The 18,699-nt window shown below is 60.0% G+C and carries 16 protein-coding genes; 6 read left to right on the top strand and 10 right to left on the bottom strand.

What is annotated here, in order from left to right; translation table 11 throughout:
* Positions 1–137: 137 nt before the first annotated feature.
* From nrdA to yfaE, 3 genes are all read left to right on the top strand, one after another.
* The gene (gene nrdA, locus GJV78_RS09345) at positions 138–2,423 is read left to right on the top strand and encodes a class 1a ribonucleoside-diphosphate reductase subunit alpha (RefSeq protein WP_155108081.1); all 2,286 of its coding nucleotides are present in this window, start codon (positions 138–140) and stop codon (positions 2,421–2,423) included.
* Between the two features lie 115 nt (positions 2,424–2,538).
* The gene (nrdB, locus tag GJV78_RS09340; RefSeq protein WP_155108080.1) at positions 2,539–3,669 is read left to right on the top strand and encodes a class Ia ribonucleoside-diphosphate reductase subunit beta; all 1,131 of its coding nucleotides are present in this window, start codon (positions 2,539–2,541) and stop codon (positions 3,667–3,669) included.
* Positions 3,669–3,923 carry a class I ribonucleotide reductase maintenance protein YfaE gene (yfaE, locus tag GJV78_RS09335; protein WP_155108079.1) on the top strand — a complete coding sequence of 85 codons (255 nt, stop codon included), beginning with the start codon at positions 3,669–3,671 and terminating at the stop codon, positions 3,921–3,923. Before nrdB ends, yfaE begins: the two co-directional genes overlap by 1 nt.
* 60 nt (positions 3,924–3,983) lie before the next feature.
* On the opposite strand, the gene inaA is transcribed toward yfaE, so the two are convergent.
* From inaA to glpT, 3 genes are all read right to left on the bottom strand, one after another.
* Positions 3,984–4,637, bottom strand: coding sequence for a lipopolysaccharide kinase InaA (gene inaA / locus GJV78_RS09330; RefSeq protein ID WP_155108078.1), 654 nt, complete (start codon positions 4,635–4,637; stop codon positions 3,984–3,986).
* 176 nt (positions 4,638–4,813) lie between these two features.
* Complete coding sequence (gene glpQ, locus GJV78_RS09325) at positions 4,814–5,881, bottom strand: glycerophosphodiester phosphodiesterase (protein ID WP_155108077.1); 1,068 nt, start codon at positions 5,879–5,881, stop codon at positions 4,814–4,816.
* Positions 5,882–5,885: 4 nt separating this feature from the next.
* On the bottom strand, positions 5,886–7,244 hold the full coding sequence (gene glpT, locus GJV78_RS09320) for a glycerol-3-phosphate transporter (protein ID WP_155108076.1): 1,359 nt from the start codon (positions 7,242–7,244) through the stop codon (positions 5,886–5,888).
* A gap of 261 nt (positions 7,245–7,505) precedes the next feature.
* Between glpT and glpA the strand changes: the two genes are divergently transcribed.
* From glpA to glpC, 3 genes are read left to right on the top strand one after another with little or no spacing between them, the layout of a single operon-like run.
* On the top strand, positions 7,506–9,134 hold the full coding sequence (gene glpA, locus GJV78_RS09315; RefSeq protein ID WP_155108075.1) for an anaerobic glycerol-3-phosphate dehydrogenase subunit A: 1,629 nt from the start codon (positions 7,506–7,508) through the stop codon (positions 9,132–9,134).
* Positions 9,124–10,383 carry a glycerol-3-phosphate dehydrogenase subunit GlpB gene (gene glpB / locus GJV78_RS09310; protein ID WP_155108074.1) on the top strand — a complete coding sequence of 420 codons (1,260 nt, stop codon included), beginning with the start codon at positions 9,124–9,126 and terminating at the stop codon, positions 10,381–10,383. The genes glpA and glpB overlap by 11 nt, the downstream gene beginning before the upstream one ends.
* The gene (gene glpC / locus GJV78_RS09305) at positions 10,380–11,567 is read left to right on the top strand and encodes an anaerobic glycerol-3-phosphate dehydrogenase subunit GlpC (protein ID WP_155108073.1); all 1,188 of its coding nucleotides are present in this window, start codon (positions 10,380–10,382) and stop codon (positions 11,565–11,567) included. The genes glpB and glpC overlap by 4 nt, the downstream gene beginning before the upstream one ends.
* A 54-nt stretch (positions 11,568–11,621) precedes the next feature.
* On the opposite strand, the gene yfaU is transcribed toward glpC, so the two are convergent.
* The 7 genes from yfaU to pmrD all read right to left on the bottom strand — a co-directional run bounded on the left by yfaU (position 11,622) and on the right by pmrD (position 18,651).
* Positions 11,622–12,422, bottom strand: a complete 801-nt coding sequence (gene yfaU, locus GJV78_RS09300) for a 2-keto-3-deoxy-L-rhamnonate aldolase (RefSeq protein ID WP_155108072.1) — start codon at positions 12,420–12,422, stop codon at positions 11,622–11,624.
* 25 nt (positions 12,423–12,447) lie between these two features.
* A complete protein-coding gene (locus GJV78_RS09295; RefSeq protein WP_155108071.1) occupies positions 12,448–13,737 on the bottom strand; it encodes an MFS transporter in 1,290 nt (429 codons plus the stop codon).
* A 53-nt stretch (positions 13,738–13,790) separates the two neighbouring features.
* Entirely contained in the window at positions 13,791–14,996 is a 1,206-nt protein-coding gene (rhmD, locus tag GJV78_RS09290) for an L-rhamnonate dehydratase (RefSeq protein WP_155108070.1), read from the bottom strand.
* 12 nt (positions 14,997–15,008) lie between these two features.
* Positions 15,009–15,791, bottom strand: a complete 783-nt coding sequence (locus tag GJV78_RS09285; RefSeq protein WP_155108069.1) for an IclR family transcriptional regulator — start codon at positions 15,789–15,791, stop codon at positions 15,009–15,011.
* Between the two features lie 309 nt (positions 15,792–16,100).
* Positions 16,101–17,297 carry a nicotinamide mononucleotide deamidase-related protein YfaY gene (locus tag GJV78_RS09280; RefSeq protein WP_155108068.1) on the bottom strand — a complete coding sequence of 399 codons (1,197 nt, stop codon included), beginning with the start codon at positions 17,295–17,297 and terminating at the stop codon, positions 16,101–16,103.
* Positions 17,298–17,537: 240 nt separating this feature from the next.
* On the bottom strand, positions 17,538–18,143 hold the full coding sequence (locus tag GJV78_RS09275; protein WP_167519480.1) for a lipopolysaccharide core heptose(II)-phosphate phosphatase: 606 nt from the start codon (positions 18,141–18,143) through the stop codon (positions 17,538–17,540).
* Between the two features lie 250 nt (positions 18,144–18,393).
* Complete coding sequence (gene pmrD, locus GJV78_RS09270) at positions 18,394–18,651, bottom strand: signal transduction protein PmrD (RefSeq protein WP_155108067.1); 258 nt, start codon at positions 18,649–18,651, stop codon at positions 18,394–18,396.
* Between the last annotated feature and the right edge of the window lie 48 nt (positions 18,652–18,699).

The raw sequence follows: 18,699 nt of genomic DNA, 5'->3' as shown, positions 1-18,699 counted from the left end.
CTACTAGAATACTCACCATATAGCGTTTTCATTAACACCAACCCCCTACATATAGTGTTTATCCACAGGTTTAGCCACAACCGGCGCTGTGGATAGTGCCGGGGATATTTTTTCTTTCACGGACAGGTAAAAAACAGATGAATCAGAGTCTGCTGGTGACAAAGCGTGATGGCAGCACCGAACGCATTAATCTCGACAAAATCCACCGCGTTCTGGACTGGGCGGCAGAGGGGTTGAGCAATGTCTCAATTTCTCAGGTCGAACTGCGCTCGCACATTCAGTTTTATGACGGTATCAAAACGTCCGACATCCATGAAACGATCATCAAAGCCGCCGCCGACCTGATCTCCCGGGACGCGCCGGATTACCAGTACCTGGCCGCACGTCTGGCGATTTTCCATCTGCGTAAAAAAGCCTGGGGCCAGTTCGAGCCGCCGGCGCTCTACGACCACGTGGTAAAAATGGTGGCGCTGGGCAAGTACGACAATCATCTGCTGGAAGACTACACGGAAGAAGAGTTCCAGCAGATGGACTCGTTTATCGTTCACGACCGCGATATGACCTTCTCTTACGCGGCGGTAAAGCAGCTGGAAGGCAAATATCTGGTTCAGAACCGCGTTACCGGCGAGATCTACGAAAGCGCTCAGTTCCTCTATCTGCTGGTCGCCGCCTGCCTTTTCTCCGGCTATCCACGCGAAACGCGCCTTGACTACGTGAAGCGCTTCTACGACGCGGTTTCCACCTTTAAAATTTCGCTGCCGACGCCAATCATGTCCGGCGTGCGTACCCCGACGCGCCAGTTCAGCTCCTGCGTGCTGATCGAGTGCGGCGACAGCCTCGACTCCATCAACGCCACCTCCAGCGCCATCGTGAAATATGTCTCCCAGCGCGCCGGTATCGGCATCAACGCCGGGCGCATTCGCGCGCTGGGCAGCCCGATTCGCGGCGGCGAGGCGTTCCATACCGGCTGCATTCCGTTCTATAAGCACTTCCAGACGGCGGTTAAATCCTGCTCCCAGGGCGGGGTTCGCGGCGGCGCGGCCACCCTCTTCTACCCGATGTGGCATCTGGAAGTCGAAAGCCTGCTGGTGTTGAAAAACAACCGCGGCGTCGAAGGCAACCGCGTGCGCCATATGGACTACGGGGTACAAATTAACAAGCTGATGTACACCCGCCTGCTGAAGGGGGAAGAGATCACCCTGTTCAGCCCGTCCGACGTGCCGGGTCTGTACGACGCCTTCTTCGCCGATCAGGAGGAGTTCGAACGCCTCTACACGAAGTATGAAAAAGACGACAGCATCCGTAAGCAGCGGGTAAAAGCGGTGGATCTCTTCTCCCTGATGATGCAGGAGCGCGCCTCCACCGGCCGTATCTATATTCAGAACGTTGACCACTGCAACACCCACAGCCCGTTCGATCCGCAGGTGGCACCGGTGCGCCAGTCCAACCTGTGCCTGGAGATCGCCCTGCCGACCAAACCGCTGATGGACGTCAACGACGAGAGCGGTGAAATCGCCCTGTGCACCCTGTCAGCCTTTAACCTCGGTGCCATCAGCGGCCTGGCGGAGCTGGAAGATCTGGCGGTGCTGGCGGTACGCGCGCTGGACGCCCTGCTCGACTATCAGGACTACCCAATCCCGGCGGCCAGACGCGGGGCGATGGGGCGGCGTACGCTGGGCATTGGGGTGATCAACTTCGCCTGCTGGCTGGCGAAGAACGGCAAGCGCTACTCCGACGGCAGCGCCAACAACCTGACCCATGAAACCTTCGAAGCCATTCAGTATTACCTGCTGAAGGCCTCCAACGAGCTGGCGAAAGAGCAAGGTGCCTGCCCGTGGTTCAATGAAACCACATACGCCAAAGGCATCCTGCCCATCGACACTTATAAAAAGGATCTGGACGCCATCGTCAGCGAGCCGCTGCACCTCGACTGGGAGACGCTGCGTGAGTCCATCAGAACCCACGGCCTGCGCAACTCCACGCTCTCCGCCCTGATGCCGTCCGAGACCTCTTCGCAGATCTCCAACGCCACCAACGGCATTGAGCCGCCGCGCGGCTACGTCAGCATTAAGGCGTCGAAGGACGGCATTCTGCGCCAGGTGGTGCCGGATTACGAGCGCCTGGGCTCCGCCTACGAGCTGCTGTGGGAGATGCCGGGCAACGACGGCTACCTGCAGCTGGTGGGCATTATGCAGAAGTTTATCGATCAGTCGATCTCCGCCAACACCAACTACGATCCGTCGCGCTTCCCGTCGGGCAAGGTGCCGATGCAGCAGTTGCTGAAGGATCTGCTTACCGCCTATAAGTTTGGCGTGAAGACGCTGTACTATCAGAACACTCGCGACGGTGCGGAGGATGCCCAGGACGACATGGTGCCGTCTGTTCAGGACGACGGCTGCGAAAGCGGCGCATGTAAGATCTGATGAATGATGCCGGGTGGCGCGACGACGCTTACCCGGCCTGCAATTGCACGGCTTGTAGGCCGGATAAGGCGCTTGCGCCGCCATCCGGCGCTCATCCCATAAAGGATTCACTTCAATGGCATACACTACGTTTTCACAGACGAAAAATGACCAGCTGCTGGAGCCGATGTTTTTCGGCCAGCCGGTAAACGTTGCACGCTACGATCAGCAAAAATATGACATCTTTGAAAAGCTGATCGAAAAACAGCTCTCCTTCTTCTGGCGTCCGGAGGAGGTCGACGTCTCCCGCGACCGCATCGACTACCAGGCGCTGCCGGAGCATGAAAAGCACATTTTTATCAGCAACCTGAAGTACCAGACCCTGCTGGATTCCATTCAGGGGCGCAGTCCGAACGTCGCCCTGCTGCCGCTGATCTCCATTCCGGAGCTGGAAACCTGGGTGGAAACCTGGGCCTTTTCGGAAACCATCCACTCGCGCTCCTACACCCACATCATCCGCAATATCGTTAACGATCCGTCGGTGGTGTTTGACGATATCGTCACCAACGCACAGATCCAGAAGCGCGCGGAGGGCATCTCTCGCTATTACGATGAGCTTATCGAGATGACCAGCTACTGGCACCTGCTGGGCGAAGGCAGCCACACCGTCAACGGCAAAACCGTGACCATAAGCCTGCGCGAGCTGAAGAAAAAGCTCTATCTGTGCCTGATGAGCGTTAACGCGCTGGAGGCGATCCGCTTCTACGTCAGCTTCGCCTGCTCCTTCGCCTTCGCCGAGCGCGAGCTGATGGAGGGCAACGCCAAAATTATCCGCCTTATCGCCCGGGACGAAGCCCTGCACCTGACCGGCACCCAGCATATGCTGAATCTGCTGCGCTCCGGCAGCGACGATCCGGAAATGGCGGAGATCGCCAACGAATGTCAAAAGGAGTGCTATGACCTGTTCGTGCAGGCGGCGCAGCAGGAGAAAGAGTGGGCGGAATACCTGTTCCGCGACGGCTCGATGATCGGCCTCAATAAAGACATTCTCTGCCAGTATGTCGAGTACATCACCAACATCCGCATGCAGGCGGTGGGGCTCGATCTGCCGTTCCAGACGCGCTCCAATCCGATTCCGTGGATCAATACCTGGCTGGTGTCTGACAACGTGCAGGTGGCACCGCAGGAGGTGGAGGTCAGCTCTTACCTGGTCGGACAAATCGATTCGGAAGTCGATACCGACGATCTGAGCAACTTTCAGCTCTGATGGGCCGCGTGACGCTGCGCATCACCGGCGCACAGCTGCTGTGCAGGGAGGAGTACCCCTCCCTGCTGGCGGCGCTGGAGTCGCATAACGTTAACGTTGAGTTCCAGTGTCGGGAGGGCTACTGCGGCTCCTGCCGCTGCCGCCTGCTGGCGGGCCAGGTGGACTGGATCGCCGAGCCTTTAGCCTGCATTCAGCCGGGCGAAATCCTGCCCTGCTGCTGCCGGGCGAAAGGGGATATTGAAATCGAAATGTAGCACCCTCTGCCGCGCCGCGCGCTGGACGAACGGCCCGGCGGCGTCGGAAAGCGCCCACGGCTACGGCAGGGCGTGGTAGTACGCCTTCACCTTCTCCCAGTCGGCCCGGGGGATCGGATCGAGATACTTCTCCAGCTGGGCGAAATCATGGCCAGCCGCCCGGCTGCGGCTGAAGCGGCGGCGGCTCTTTTCAAGATCGAGAAAGCCGGCTTCCGCCTCGCCTTCGGTTTTAACGTAAATATGCCGGACGTAACAGCAGCCGTGCTGGCGCTTTATGCGGTGCATCTTTTTAAACGCCAGGGCCACCGCCCTGAGCATCGCCTCACGCACCTCATCCGGGTAGGGCGTTACCGCATGGCGATGATACCAGTCGGCGATGCTGATAAAGCCGGCCATGTCTTCGGTAACCAGCAGCGCCCGCCATTCACCGTCCACTTTGGTCGCCCTGCCGTAGACGATTTTTGGCACGATCACCCCGGCGCGCTCCAGCGCCTTAATGACGCGGATCTCCCGCACGATGGTCGGGCGGCCAAAGGGGTAGCGGAGCGAGTAAAACAGATGGTGGGTCATGCGCTTAACGTAGAGCCTTTTGCCGTCGCGCTCCACGCACTGCACCCCGCTCATACCCTTACGGCGATAGTTAGGCTCTTCCACCCAGTCGCCTTCCGTTGCCCACCAGCGGCTAAATTCGTCGTGTTTTGCTGATACTGTCATCTCATTTCATCCATTATTGTACTGACAATCACTACGCCGAAATGAATATAGTTCTTTTTGTTAAGTCTTTCTTAAGAAATTGAAGATCGTAACTGGACTTCTGCGTCCGGGGATAAATGGCGCGGCGGGCAAAAAAAACCCCGGCACGGCTGGCCGGGGTTTTGGCTGACGGGGCGTCAGCGTTTTTCGAGGAACTGCACCGCCTTATCGGGGAAGTCGGTGAACAGCCCGTCGACGCCCGCCTGGTTGTACAGAATGTCATACAGCTGCGTCACGTCGGCCGCATAGTCCGGAAGCTGGTCCGCCCGCACGGTAAAGGGATGCACCAGCAGCTTATTCTGCCGCGCGTCCTGCATCATGCCGGTCAGGTTAATCGCCCCCTTCTTCGAAGAGTCCGCAATCAGCATATGGTAGTCAGGGCCAATGCCGTCGGCATACTCCGCCACCTGCTTCATCGCGCCGGGCTGGAACATCCAGTCGTAGCTGTAGTTCACCCAGCTGCCGTCCGGCTGCTTCTGCTGCGTTTCGTTCCAGTCGGTATAGGCAATCAGCTGCACCAGGTTAAGATCCATGCCCATCTTCGGCTGCAGCACGTTTTTGATGCGCTTCAGCTCGGCGACGTCAAAGCACTGCAGAAAAACCTTATCCTGCTTACCGGTGTAGCCATATTTTTTCAGCACCTCCAGCGTTTTTACCGCGATATCCTTGCCTTCCTGATGGTGGAACCACGGAGCCTTAATCTCCGGATAGATACCGATGTTCTTACCGGTGGCATGGTTCAGCCCCTGCACAAACTCAATCTCTTCTTCGAAGGTGTGAATGCGAAAATCAGACTTTCCCATCGGGAAGCGGCCAGGATACGTCTGCACCTTCGTACCGTTTTTGATATCGAACCCTTCAGTAAACTTCAGCGATTTAACCTCGTCGAGGGTGAAGTCGATAGCGTAATACCGGCCATCCTTGCGCGCGCGGTCAGGAAAACGCTCCGCAACGTCGGTGACCCGGTCGAGATAGTGGTCATGCAGGACAATCAGCCGGTCGTCCCTGGTCAGCACCAGATCCTGCTCCAGATAGTCCGCGCCCTGGGCGTAGGCCATCGCCTTCGCCGGCAGCGTATGCTCCGGCAGATAGCCGCTGGCACCGCGGTGGGCAATGACAATCTTCTCAGCGGCGAAGACGCTGCCGCTGACGACGGCACCGGCCAGCATCAGCGCTGCGCTCAGGTTTATCAGAGAGGTTTTCATCGTTTTACTCCCCGCCGCGTTTCATCTGCAGCTCATGATGACGACGATTTTCGCCGATCATCACAACGATCAGCAGAAGGACCGCCAGGATACTGCCGCCGATCATCACCATAAAGCCGCCGTCCCAGCCGAAGAAGTCGACGGTATAGCCGACGATGGCGCTGGCCGCCACCGAGCCGCCGAGGTAGCCGAACAGGCCGGTGAAGCCCGCCGCGGTGCCCGCCGCCTTTTTCGGTGCCAGCTCGAGGGCGTGCAGGCCGATCAGCATAACCGGACCGTAGATCAGGAAGCCGATGACAATCATGCAGATCATATCCACCGTCGGGTTGCCGGCCGGGTTCAGCCAGTAAACGATGGTGGCGATGGTCACCAGGGTCATAAAGAAGACGCCGGTAGCGCCACGGTTGCCGCGGAAGACCTTATCGGACATCCAGCCGCACAGCAGGGTGCCAGGAATACCGGCGTACTCGTAGAGGAAATAGGCCCAGGAGGATTTATCCAGCGCGAAGTGCTTCACCTCTCTCAGATAGGTCGGCGACCAGTCGAGAATGCCGTAGCGCAGCAGATAGACAAAGACGTTAGCGATAGCGATATACCACAGCAGCTTGTTTGGCAGCACGTACTGCATAAAGATCTGCTTCGCGGTCAGCTCCTCTTCCGCCTTTTCGTTGTAATCGTCCGGATAGTCGTTTTTGTACTCTTCGATGGGCGGCAGGCCGCAGGACTGCGGCGTATCGCGCATCATGGCGAAGGCGAACAGGGCCACCAGAACCGCGCCCAGCGCCGGCATATAGAACGCCGCCTTCCAGTCGTTAAACCACATCATGCCCAGCAGGAACAGCAGCGGAGGAATACCGCCGCCGACGTTATGGGCGCAGTTCCACACCGACACCACGCCGCCGCGCTCTTTCTGCGACCACCAGTGCACCATGGTGCGGCCGCACGGCGGCCACCCCATCCCCTGGAACCAGCCGCAGAGAAAGAGCAGCACGAACATGACGGTGATACTTGAGGTCGCCCAGGGCACAAAGCCCATAAACAGCATCACCATCGCCGCCAGAATCAGGCCGGCGGGCAGAAAAACGCGCGGATTCGAGCGGTCGGAAATCGACCCCATGATGAATTTCGAAAATCCGTAGGCGATAGAGATGCCCGACAGGGCAAAGCCCAGATCGCCGCGCGAAAAGCCCTGCTCCACCAGCCAGGGCATCGCCAGGGCAAAGTTCTTGCGCACCAGATAGTACGCGGCATAGCCAAAGAAAATCCCCAGAAAAATTTGCCAGCGCAGCCGGCGGTAGGTCGGATCGATCTCCGCAGCGGGCAAACGCGCCCTGTGGGGCGCAGGTTTAAAAATACTCAACATATAAAGCCTCCGTGGCTCATTTTTTAGTAGTGATTAAGTACGGTACAACCCCTGCTGCTTCCGGGGCGGTCGCGATGTTATGTAAAGTTACATAATGTGAATGTGAATTAAAGCACAGAGTGTTACAGATCTATGACAAATGTTCAAAAAGACGCATGGAATCACGTTTCATTTTCGAAAAATGCTCGAATATGCGCGAAATCAAACAAACCGCGCTTTTTGTGTGGCTAAATGATAAAAAACGAACTGTGAGGATGAGCAATGAAATCTCGCGACGCGCAAACGGGTGACGTGATTATCATTGGCGGCGGAGCCACCGGCGCAGGGATAGCCCGCGACTGCGCCCTGCGCGGGCTGCGCGCTATTCTGGTCGAACGCCACGATATCGCCACCGGCGCTACCGGCCGCAACCACGGCCTGCTGCACAGCGGGGCGCGCTACGCCGTTACCGACGCGGAGTCCGCCCGCGAATGCATCAGCGAAAACCAGATCCTGAAGCGTATCGCCCGCCACTGCGTGGAGCCGACGGACGGACTCTTTATTACCCTGCCGGAAGACGATCTTGGCTTTCAGGCCACCTTTATCCGCGCCTGCGAAGCGGCGGGGATCCGCGCTGAGGCGATCGATCCGCAGCAGGCGCGCCTGATTGAACCTGCGGTCAACCCGCAGCTGATCGGCGCGGTTAAAGTACCGGATGGCACCGTCGATCCCTTCCGCCTGACCGCCGCCAATATGCTGGACGCCAGGGAGCACGGGGCGACGATACTGACCGCCCATGAGGTTATTGGCCTTATCCGCGAAGGGGCGACGGTCTGCGGCGTTCACCTGCGTAACCACCTCACCGGGGAGACCCTGTCGCTGCACGCGCCGGTGGTGGTCAACGCCGCCGGCATCTGGGGCCAGCGCATCGCCGAATACGCCGATCTGAACATCCGCATGTTCCCGGCCAAGGGATCGCTGCTGATCGTGGATCACCGCATCAACCAGCACGTGATTAACCGCTGCCGTAAGCCGTCGGACGCCGATATTCTGGTGCCCGGCGACACCATTTCACTGATCGGCACCACCTCAACCCATATTGATTACCGCGACATCGACAGCAACCGGGTGACCGCCGACGAGGTCGACATTCTGCTGCGCGAGGGCGAGAAGCTGGCCCCGGTAATGGCGCAAACCCGCATTCTGCGCGCCTACTCCGGGGTGCGCCCGCTGGTGGCCAGCGACAACGATCCGAGCGGACGTAACGTCAGCCGCGGCATCGTGCTTTTCGATCACGCCGAACGCGACGGCCTCGACGGATTTATTACCATCACCGGCGGCAAGCTGATGACCTACCGCCTGATGGCGGAGTGGGCCACCGACGCGGTCTGCCGTAAGCTTGGCAACAGCCGCCCCTGCACGACCGCCGAGGCACCGCTGCCCGGCTCTCATGAGCCGACCGAAAACACCTTAAAGCGCATTATCTCCCTGCCCGCGCCGCTGCGCGGCTCGGCGGTGTATCGTCACGGCGATCGCACCCCCGCGTGGCTGAGCGAAGGCCGCCACCACCGCAGCGTGGTCTGCGAGTGCGAAGCGGTCACCGCGGGCGAGGTGCAGTACGCGGTTGAAAATCTGAACGTGCACAGCCTGCTCGACCTGCGTCGCCGCACCCGCGTAGGCATGGGCACCTGCCAGGGCGAGCTGTGCGCCTGCCGCGCCGCCGGCCTGCTGCAGCGCTTTAACATCACCACCCCGGCGCAGTCCCTTACCCAGCTTTCGGATTTTCTCAATGAGCGCTGGAAGGGCGTACAGCCCATCGCCTGGGGCGATGCGCTGCGCGAAAGCGAATTTACGCGCTGGGTTTATCAGGGGCTTTGCGGTCTGGAGAAGGAGCCGGGCGATGAGATTTGATACGGTCATTATGGGCGGCGGATTCGCCGGCCTGCTGTGCGGCCTGCAGCTGCAAAAACAGGGCTTACGCTGCGCGATTGTCACCCGTGGACAGAGCGCGCTGCACTTCTCCTCCGGATCGCTGGATCTCCTCAGCGTCCTGCCGGACGGCCAGCCGGTGGAGGATATTGCCGACGGCCTGAACGCCCTGAGCGCCCAGGCACCGGAGCATCCCTACGCGCTGCTCGGCGCGCAGACCGTGCTGGATCTGGCGGAACAGGCCCGGGTACTGATGGGCGAATGCGGAACCCGACTGCGGGGAGAGGTCCGCCAGGCGCATCAGCGCGTTACCCCGCTGGGCACCCTGCGCACCACCTGGCTGAGCGCCCCGGAGACGCCGGTCTGGCCGCTCAGCGCCCGGCAAATTTGCGTGGTCGGCATCAGCGGCCTGCTCGACTTTCAGGCCCATCTGGCGGCGGCCTCGCTGCGCCAGCGCAATCTGCAGGTTGAAACGGCGGAGATCGAACTGCCGGAGCTGGACGTTCTGCGCGATAACGCCACCGAGTTTCGCGCCGTTAACATCGCCCGCGTCCTCGACAACGAAGCGCTGTGGCCGCGGCTGTACGAGGCGCTGCTGCCCATAGCGCAGCGCTACGAAATGCTGATGATGCCCGCCTGCTTCGGGCTGGCGGATGACGCGCTGTGGCGCTGGCTCAACGAACGGCTCCCCTGCCCGCTGGCGCTGTTGCCCACCCTGCCGCCTTCGGTGCCGGGCATTCGCCTGCATAACCAGCTGCAGCGCCGCTTCGTGCGCCAGGGCGGCATCTGGATGCCGGGCGATGAGGTAACGGCGGTCACCTGCCGCGACGGCGCGGTAAGCGAAATCCATACCCGCAACCATGCCGATATCCCGCTGCGCCCGCGCTTCGCGGTGCTCGCCAGCGGCAGCTTCTTCAGCAGCGGGCTGACTGCCGGGCGCGACGGCGTCCGCGAAGCGATTCTCGGGCTGGACGTGCGGCAAACCGCCACCCGCGCCGAATGGTATCGGCCGGACTTTTTCGATCCGCAGCCCTGGCAGCAGTTCGGCGTGGTGACCGATAAGGCGCTGCGGCCGTCGCTGGCCGGCAAAACGGTGGACAACCTGTTTGCCATCGGCTCGGTGCTCGGCGGCTTCGACCCCATTTCCCAGGGATGCGGAGGCGGCGTCAGCGCGGTAACCGCCCTGTATGCCGCCCACCAGATTGCCCGGCGCGCAGGAGATCAGCAATGAGCGATACCCGTTTTGAGAGCTGCATTAAATGCACCGTATGCACCACCGCCTGCCCGGTCAGCCGCGTCAACCCTGGCTATCCGGGACCAAAACAGGCCGGCCCCGACGGCGAGCGCCTGCGCCTGAAGGACGGCGCGCTGTACGACGACGCGCTGAAGTACTGCATCAACTGCAAGCGCTGCGAGGTGGCCTGCCCGTCGGACGTGAAAATTGGCGATATTATCCAGCGCGCGCGGGCGAAATATGACACCGCGCGCCCGTCCCTGCGCAACTTTATCTTAAGCCATACCGACCTGATGGGCAGCGTCTCCACGCCCTTCGCGCCGGTGGTCAATACCGCCACCGCCCTGAAGCCGGTGCGCCAGCTGCTGGACTACGCCCTGAAAATCGACCATCGCCGCACGCTGCCGAAATACTCCTTCGGCACCTTCCGCCGCTGGTATCGCAGCCAGGCCGCCCGGCAGGCGCAGTATGCCGATCGGGTGGCCTTTTTCCACGGCTGCTTCGTCAACTACAACCACCCGCAGCTCGGGAAGGATCTGATTAAGGTGTTCAACGCGACGGGCACCGGCGTCGTGCTGCTGAGCAAGGAGAAGTGCTGTGGGGTGCCGCTGATCGCCAACGGCTTTACCGACAAAGCGCGAAAGCAGGCGATAAGCAACGTGGCGTCCCTGCGCGAAGCCATCGGTGAGGGCATTCCGGTTATCGCCACCTCCTCCACCTGTACCTTTGCGCTGCGCGACGAATATCCGGAGGTGCTGGACGTCGATAACGCGGATCTGCGCGACCATATCGAGCTGGCCACCCGCTGGCTGTGGCGCAGGCTGGACGAGGGGAAAACGCTGCCGCTGAAGCCGCTGCCGCTGAAGGTGGTTTACCATACGCCGTGCCATATGGAAAAAATGGGCTGGACGCTCTATACCCTGGAGCTGCTGCGGCGCATTCCCGGCCTTGAGCTGACGGTGCTGGACTCGCAGTGCTGCGGCATCGCCGGCACCTACGGCTTTAAGAAGGAGAACTATCCCACCTCCCAGGCCATCGGTGCCCCGCTGTTTAAGCAAATTGAGGAAAGCGGCGCGGACCTGGTGGTCTCCGACTGTGAAACCTGCAAATGGCAGATTGAGATGTCCACCAGCAAACGCTGCGAACATCCCATCACCCTGTTAGCCCGGGCCCTGGGCTGACGACATTCACAACGACCCCGGCGGCACGCCGTCGGGGTCGTGTACGGCCGCCGCCTAATAGCTGCTTTTCACCTTCACCTCCGGAGCCGGTTTAAACCGCGCCAGCCGGGCGTCCAGCGCCTCCGTGTAGAGCATGGTATCAACGCCCACGGCGATGAAACTGGCCCCCCATTGCAGACACTTTTGCGCCATTTCCGGGTCGACGGCCAGAAAGCCCGCCGCTTTACCCGCGGCGCGTATGCGCCGGATGCTCTGCTCAATAATCCGCTGCACCTCAGGGTGCCCGGCGTTATCCGGATAGCCCAGCGACGCCGACAGATCCGCAGGCCCGATAAACACGCCGTCAATGCCATCCACATCGAGAATCGCATCAAGATTATCCAGCGCCGTTTTGCTTTCGACCTGCACCAGCAGACAGAGCGATTCGTTCGCCTGCGCCATATAGTTATCGATGCGCCCCCAGCGCGCGGCCCGCGCGACGCTGGCCCCGACGCCGCGCTCACCCAGCGGCGGGTAACGGGTGGCGGCCACCACCTGACGCGCCTGCTCAGCGCTATCCACCATCGGAATAAGCAGCGTCTGCGCGCCGATATCCAGCACCTGCTTAATCAGGGCCTTTGTTCCCTCGACGGGGCGGATCGCCGGCTGGCTGGCATAGGGCGCGATGGCCTGCAGCTGGTGATACAGATCCTGTACCGTATTGGGCGCGTGCTCGCCGTCGATGAGCAGCCAGTCGTATCCCGAGGTCGCGGCAATTTCCGCCATATAAGCGGTCGTCGAACTTAGCCACAGCCCTATCTGAACCTCGCCTTTACGCAATCCTTCCTTAAAGGGGTTTGCTAACAATGCGTTCATAATGATCCTTACAACGTGGATAAAATTATTGATGCGCTGCACCCGGCTGTGACGCGGTACGGTTCACGCCCAGCGTGAAAATAATTAGCGCGCCGAGGATGGCGACCCCGGCCAGCGTCAGCAGCCCCGCCGCGTCGCTGGCGAACAGGGTTTCAGCCTTCACCCGCAGGATCGGGGCGATAAAGCCGCCCACCGCGCCGAACAGGTTAACGAAGCCAATGCCCGCCGCCAGCGCGGTGCCGGAAAGCAGCTGCGTCGGCATGGTCCAGAACACCGGCTGCACCGCGATAAAGCCTACCGCCGCGATGCAGAGCGCCAGAAGCGCCAGGATCGGAGAAACCAGGCCGGAAAGGCCGATGCCGATACCTGCCGCCAACAGCGTCAGCCCGGCGACATTGCGGCGATCGCCGGTCCGGTCCGAATAGCGCGGAATAAGCCAGGTGCCAAACAGCGCGGCGACCCACGGGATGGCGGTGACCACCGAAGCAGTAAAGCCCACCTTCGTCCCCAGCAGCGCGGCCACCTGAGTCGGCAGGAAAAAGATCAGGCCATACACCGCCACCTGAATCGTCAGGTAGATCATCGCCAGCTGCCAGACGCGGCCGTTACGCAGCGCATCGGTGAGTTTTGAGGTCACTTTTTTCTCATCTTCGCTCGCCAGTTGACCGAGCAGCGCGGCTTTTTCTTCAGCGTTAAGGAAACGCGCCTGCTGCGGCGTATCGTCCAGCCAGAAGAAGGTAAATATTCCTGCGCCCACCGCCAGTAAACCTTCGATAACGAACATCCAGAACCATCCCGGATGCCCCAGAAAGCCGTGCATTTCCAGCAGCGCGCCGGAGAGCGGCGAACCGAGCGTCAGGGCCAGCGGCGCGCCCATGTAGAACAGCCCCATAATGCTGGCGCGGGTACGCTGGGGAAACCACTGCGAGGTCAGGTAGATCATGCCGGGGAAGAACCCGGCTTCCGCCGCCCCCAGCAGGGTGCGAACGATCAGGAATTTCGCCTCTGTATCCGCCCACGCCATCGCCGCGGAGAGTAAGCCCCACAGCAGGGTGGTGGTGCCGATCCAGGTTCTCGCGCCCAGCCTGCGCATCAGCAGGTTGGCGGGCACGCCGAGAAAGGCGTAAACCACGAAGAAAATCCCGGCCCCCAGCGCGTACGCTTCGTTGCTCAGCCCGGTGTCAATCTGATAAGTCTCTTTGGCGAAGCCGATGTTCGAACGGTCAAGAAACGCCAGCACGTACAGCGCCAGCATGAACGGAATTAAACGCGCGCGGTTTTTCTTCACCACGCCGTCAAGTAAAGTGGTGCTCATAGCAGATTCCTCAACAGGGAGGGCGTTGCCGGCATCGGGCAACGCACGGGTCATTAGTGGCTATAAGGGCGCTTCAGGTTACCGTCGCGATTAAGCTCGACGCCGAATCCCGGTTTATCCAGCACGGATTTATGAATACGTCCGTTCACCGGCACCGGCTCGTCAAGCAGGATCGGATCAAACTGCGGGCGCATCGTGGAGCAGTCCGGACTGGTCATCAGGAATTCACTGAACGGCGTATTGGTGAAGGTAATCACCGCATGGTGCGAATAGACGGAGGAGCCGTGCGGCACCACCAGCTGTCCGCGCGCTTTGGCGATGGCCGCGATCTCCACCAGGGTGGTTAACCCGCCGCACCAGCCGACGTCCGGCTGCATGATGTCGATGCCGGTCTCTGACAGGGTGCGGAATGACTGCAGCGTGCCGTGATGCTCGCCGCTGGTGACCATCATGCCCGCCGGCGCGCTGCGTTTCAGTTCGCGGTAGCCTTCGTACTGCTGCGGCGGCAGACACTCCTCAATCCATTTAAGATTGTACGGCGCGCAGGCGTGAGCCAGCCTGGTCGCATAGTTCACATCCTGGCTCATCCAGCAGTCGAGCATCAGCCAGAAATCCGCGCCGCACTTCTCGCGCATCCCGGCGACCATCGCCGCGTCTTTGCGGATACCCGCGTCGCCATCGTGCGGCCCCCAGTGGGTTGGCATTTTCCCGCCGATAAAGCCCATCGCCTTCGCCAGGTCCGGACGCGCGCCGGTGGCGTAGAACTGAATCTCCTCCCGCACCGCGCCGCCCAGCAGTTTGTAAACCGGCAGGCCGACCACTTTGCCGAACAGATCCCACAGCGCCAGATCGACGCAGGAGAGGGTGTTCATCACCAGGCCGCCGGAGCCGGAGTAGTACATCGTCGCGCCGAGCATCTGGTCATGAATCAGTTTGATGTCGCTGACGCATTTCCCTTCAATAAAACGACTGAGATGCTTTTCCACAATAAAGCAGCCCATCTCCCCCGCCGTGGAGACGGCGAATCCGATCTGGCCGTTATCGGCTTCCACTTCCACAATCAGCGTGCCCAGCACGTTAATACCGAAGGACTGACGCGACTGCTCGTATTCGCGGTATTTACTCATCGGCGTCGCGATATGATCGTCAATCCAGTGGTTGGCTCCCTGATCGTGATAGTCACCGCCGCCAGCGCCTTTCTCTGCGGTGGCACCGCCGGTAAACCAGGCGCGAACCTGTTTAATTTTGGGTAGGTTCATGATGTTCTCCATTTATGATGCGAGTGAATCAAAGGGACTTTTCCATCCCAGAAGACGTGAAATATCCTTCGCGCAGGCAATCGCCTTCCCGGCCAGGTAATCACGGTTCTCATCGTTGATTTGTAATCGGGTGCCGACCACCGAGATGGCGGCGGCAGGTTCACTGTTGGCGTTAAAAACGGGTGCCGCGACGCAGCGCACGTCCGGGTAATCCTCTCCGTTGTCAAAGCTCCAGCCGCGCTGGCGAATGCGCTCCAGTTCATCGCTTAACCGTTGCGGATCGGTAATCGTGGTCGGCGTCGCCTTTTCCCAGACCAGTTGCCCGATAATGGCTTTGCGCGCGGGCGCAGGCTGCCAGGCCAGCAGACATTTGCCGATGCCGGAGCGATACAGCGAAAGACTTTTGCCTTCGTGGGAGCGGACGCTGACGGTGGACGAGGATTCAATTTTCAGGATGTAGTAAGCGCTTTCGCGATCGATGATCCCCAGATGGCAGAGCATCCCGGTTTCATCCATCAGCTGCGTCAGGCGGGGACGCGCCAGCTCACGCAAATCCATGTTGCCGAGCGCGTGGCCCGACAGCTCCACCAGTTTCGTCCACAGACAAAAGTTCTCATGGTGATCGACGCTGATAAAGCGCTGTCGTTTCAGCTCATTGAGCAGCAGATAGGCCGTGCTTTTGGGGATCCCCAGCGTTTCAATAATCGTCGTCGCGCTGCACGGACCAATTTTCGCGATCAGATTAAGAATGTCGATGGCGCGCGTCAGCGCCGGGACTTTGCTTGATTCCAACATACTGGACTCCAGTCTGAGATACTGGAATCAGTGTGATCGGTCCGCTAAGGGGAATTTGTGAAGCGCATCAAAACGCGCCTTTCGTCCAGCGGAGTGGAAGAATAACGCCAGGAAACGTGAGTGCGCGCACGGATTTTTTTATGAAGAGTACAACAGGTTGGACAACCACGGCGACAAACGGAGCGAATGTCGGCAGCGCCTTATCCGACCTATGGTAAAGCGCTATCTCCGGAACGTGGTTAGCACCGGCGGGCCAGACGCCGGATAGCGGCCAGCGAAGCTGCATTTTCGCTGACCGCACGGACGCCATTACAGCGTTAACGACTCAACCACCTCGATCCAGCCGTGGTCGCTGGCAACCGGCTGCCCGTTAAGCCAGCGGCGCAGCATATTAAGGGCCATCATGGCACAGACCTCCTGGCGCACCGGCAGGCTGTAGCGCGTCGTGCTGAAGCGGACGCGCAGGGCGAAGGTGCCGTCCGGCGTGGCGAGGGCAACGTTAAGGTGCTCGTTTTCCAGGCCAGCGATCGCCAGCGCCAGATCCGCGCGCTGCGCGCGGCGACGCCCGTCGATCCGCCGCGCCGTCTCATCCAGCGTCTCCTCCCGGGAAGGCGCGACCTCGCTATCACGCAGCGCCATTCCGGCCCGGGAGAGCTGCAGCGCCAGCAGGCCGCCGGTAAACTGCTCGCTTAAGGTCAGGCTGAACTGCCTCTCCTGCAGCGCGTGGACAAGCTGCGCCGGCAGCCCTTCAGTACCTTCAAAAATGATGCTTTGCCCGGCAACGCGCTTCACCTCCTGCCACAGGCTCTCCATTGCCGCGCGCTGCCCGGACGGCCCGGTCAGCTTCAGCTCAACGATCGGCATTGAGGAGCGATAGCCCATGGTCACCTCTTCCGGCAGCGGCAGCGCATCGAGGCTTTGCGCCAGATCGCTTTCCGAGCGACCAAAGGTGGTCAGGCGCAGGCAGAGCGGTGGCTCCGGCAGGGAGAAGCGCTCGCGCAGGCGCGGCAGGATCTCCTGCTCAATCATCACCTTAAATTCCGACGGCACGCCGGGGGTAAAGAACATCAGGCAGCGGTTAAGCTGCAGCGCAAAGCCGCAGGCGGTGCCCACCGGATTATTAATAAGCTCCGCGCTGGCGGGCAGCTCCGCCTGCTTACGGTTGCTGGACGCCATTACCCGCCCGCGCTCGCGGAAGAAGCGCTCCATCCCGGCCAGCCACGCCTCGTGCAGCACCAGCGGCTCGCCTTTCGCCGTCGCGGCGGCCAGCGCGCTCAGATCGTCGCCGGTAGGCCCCAGCCCGCCGTTGACGATCAGCACGTCGGCATGTTGGCTGCGCTCACGCAGAATCGCCACCAGCGCGTCCAGGCTGTCGCCTACCGTATTGCGGCGCGACAGCGGCAGCCCCTGATGAAAGAAAAAATCGGCCAGCCAGGCGGCGTTGGTGTCGACGATTTGCCCGTGCAACACTTCATCCCCGGTGGACAGCATCTCCACGTTTAACATCGCGTTCTCCTGCTTTTATCGTCAAAACACTATACCCTAAATAATTCGAGTTGCAGGGCAAAACGCAGCGCGTTTTGAACAGCCCCCGGGCCGAATAAAGCCAACGCACATGCAACCTGAAGTATGACGGGTATATACCCTAAGGAGACCGCCGCTGCGCAGCGGGGCGGAAATAAACACAGTGAGGCTACGCAAAAAACCTGAGGCTGAAAGGGCTGCTCTGAGCGTAAAAACGGCCCGTCAGCGGGCCGCCAGCCGTCCGTCGAGAAACAGCCTGCCCTTATCCGCATGCATCACTAGTCCATCCAGATAGTCCGGATCAACGTTTGCGCCGCGCTTATCTTCTGCAATTCGGCTGAGGCAGTGATTATGGGTAAAAATAACCACGTTCTTATCCGGCGAGCGGCTAATGATATTATTCATGGCGCGATAAATATCCCGGCCGCAGGACAGCATATTTTTATCTACCGTCAGCTTTTTGCCACCGGAAAACCAGCTGGCCGACTGAATCGTCCGCACCGCGCTGCTGGAATAGAGATCGTACTCTTTTATATTGGCGCTGAAGGTTTTACCCAGCGCCCTGGCGGCCTGCGCTCCGCTAAGGGTAATGCCGGTTTTATCGGACAAGCATGGGTTATCTGAACGGTCACAGCGCTCGGCGTGGCGGAACAACACGATTACCGGGCGCTGCTTCGCCAGCAGACCGAGGGTTTTAACGTCGATACGCGGCAGCCCGCTGCTGCTCCAGGCCAGCTCAGAACAGAGCGCTGCGACAAGCGCCAGCATAATAAAAATAGCGACAGATTTTCTACGAACAGATAATGAAGTTCGGGCAAATGGCAACACGTTAATCTCTCCACGGGAACCGTTTCACTGAGCAGGGGGGACGGGCATTTATACAAAAAATAAACTCAGCACAAGCAAAAATGCCTGAAAAAGAGAGCGAAGGCAAAGAAAAAAGTGCCTGAAAATTATATATTTCCATCACCCAGGCAGCTTAAGGATAATTTAATCTTGCGGCGCTAGAATGCAAAAAAAATAATATATCCGAACGCGGTTTTTATTTTTTAATGGCGAATAGCGGCTGCCGACGCGGCTATTCGTCGCAGGCCGCCAGCCGCTCCCACTCGGTACGGCAATAGTAACCGGCGCTGATCATTTTCACCGTCCAGCTGCGGTCACGGTTGATGCAGTACAGGGCATCCGGCATCGGCGAGAGAACATCGCCCACCTGCAGCAGCCGGACGGAGAGCACTTCGGCAATCATTTTCAGCGAACCACCGCTGTCCCAAAGCACGAGAAACTGCCGCGTACTCTTTTCAAGATACAGCGTTTTTTTAACCAGCCACTCCATAACGCACCCGCGAAGAGAAAAATTTCACCTACGCTACACATTGCTGAA

This window comes from Intestinirhabdus alba (genome assembly GCF_009711095.1).
GTDB lineage: Bacteria > Pseudomonadota > Gammaproteobacteria > Enterobacterales > Enterobacteriaceae > Intestinirhabdus > Intestinirhabdus alba.
This window is presented reverse-complemented; position numbering and strand designations above follow the sequence as displayed.

What these genes read in the sequence shown, in the direction of transcription:
- rhmD (WP_155108070.1), bottom strand. Translation starts at nt 14,996, where the DNA reads ATGAACCTACCCAAAATTAAACAGGTTCGCGCCTGGTTTACCGGCGGT.
- GJV78_RS09285 (WP_155108069.1), bottom strand. Translation starts at nt 15,791, where the DNA reads ATGTTGGAATCAAGCAAAGTCCCGGCGCTGACGCGCGCCATCGACATT.
- glpQ (WP_155108077.1), bottom strand. Translation starts at nt 5,881, where the DNA reads ATGAAAACCTCTCTGATAAACCTGAGCGCAGCGCTGATGCTGGCCGGT.
- glpT (WP_155108076.1), bottom strand. Translation starts at nt 7,244, where the DNA reads ATGTTGAGTATTTTTAAACCTGCGCCCCACAGGGCGCGTTTGCCCGCT.
- nrdA (WP_155108081.1), top strand. Translation starts at nt 138, where the DNA reads ATGAATCAGAGTCTGCTGGTGACAAAGCGTGATGGCAGCACCGAACGC.
- inaA (WP_155108078.1), bottom strand. Translation starts at nt 4,637, where the DNA reads ATGACAGTATCAGCAAAACACGACGAATTTAGCCGCTGGTGGGCAACG.
- GJV78_RS09295 (WP_155108071.1), bottom strand. Translation starts at nt 13,737, where the DNA reads ATGAGCACCACTTTACTTGACGGCGTGGTGAAGAAAAACCGCGCGCGT.
- glpC (WP_155108073.1), top strand. Translation starts at nt 10,380, where the DNA reads ATGAGCGATACCCGTTTTGAGAGCTGCATTAAATGCACCGTATGCACC.
- yfaE (WP_155108079.1), top strand. Translation starts at nt 3,669, where the DNA reads ATGGGCCGCGTGACGCTGCGCATCACCGGCGCACAGCTGCTGTGCAGG.
- GJV78_RS09280 (WP_155108068.1), bottom strand. Translation starts at nt 17,297, where the DNA reads ATGTTAAACGTGGAGATGCTGTCCACCGGGGATGAAGTGTTGCACGGG.
- nrdB (WP_155108080.1), top strand. Translation starts at nt 2,539, where the DNA reads ATGGCATACACTACGTTTTCACAGACGAAAAATGACCAGCTGCTGGAG.
- yfaU (WP_155108072.1), bottom strand. Translation starts at nt 12,422, where the DNA reads ATGAACGCATTGTTAGCAAACCCCTTTAAGGAAGGATTGCGTAAAGGC.
- glpB (WP_155108074.1), top strand. Translation starts at nt 9,124, where the DNA reads ATGAGATTTGATACGGTCATTATGGGCGGCGGATTCGCCGGCCTGCTG.
- glpA (WP_155108075.1), top strand. Translation starts at nt 7,506, where the DNA reads ATGAAATCTCGCGACGCGCAAACGGGTGACGTGATTATCATTGGCGGC.
- pmrD (WP_155108067.1), bottom strand. Translation starts at nt 18,651, where the DNA reads ATGGAGTGGCTGGTTAAAAAAACGCTGTATCTTGAAAAGAGTACGCGG.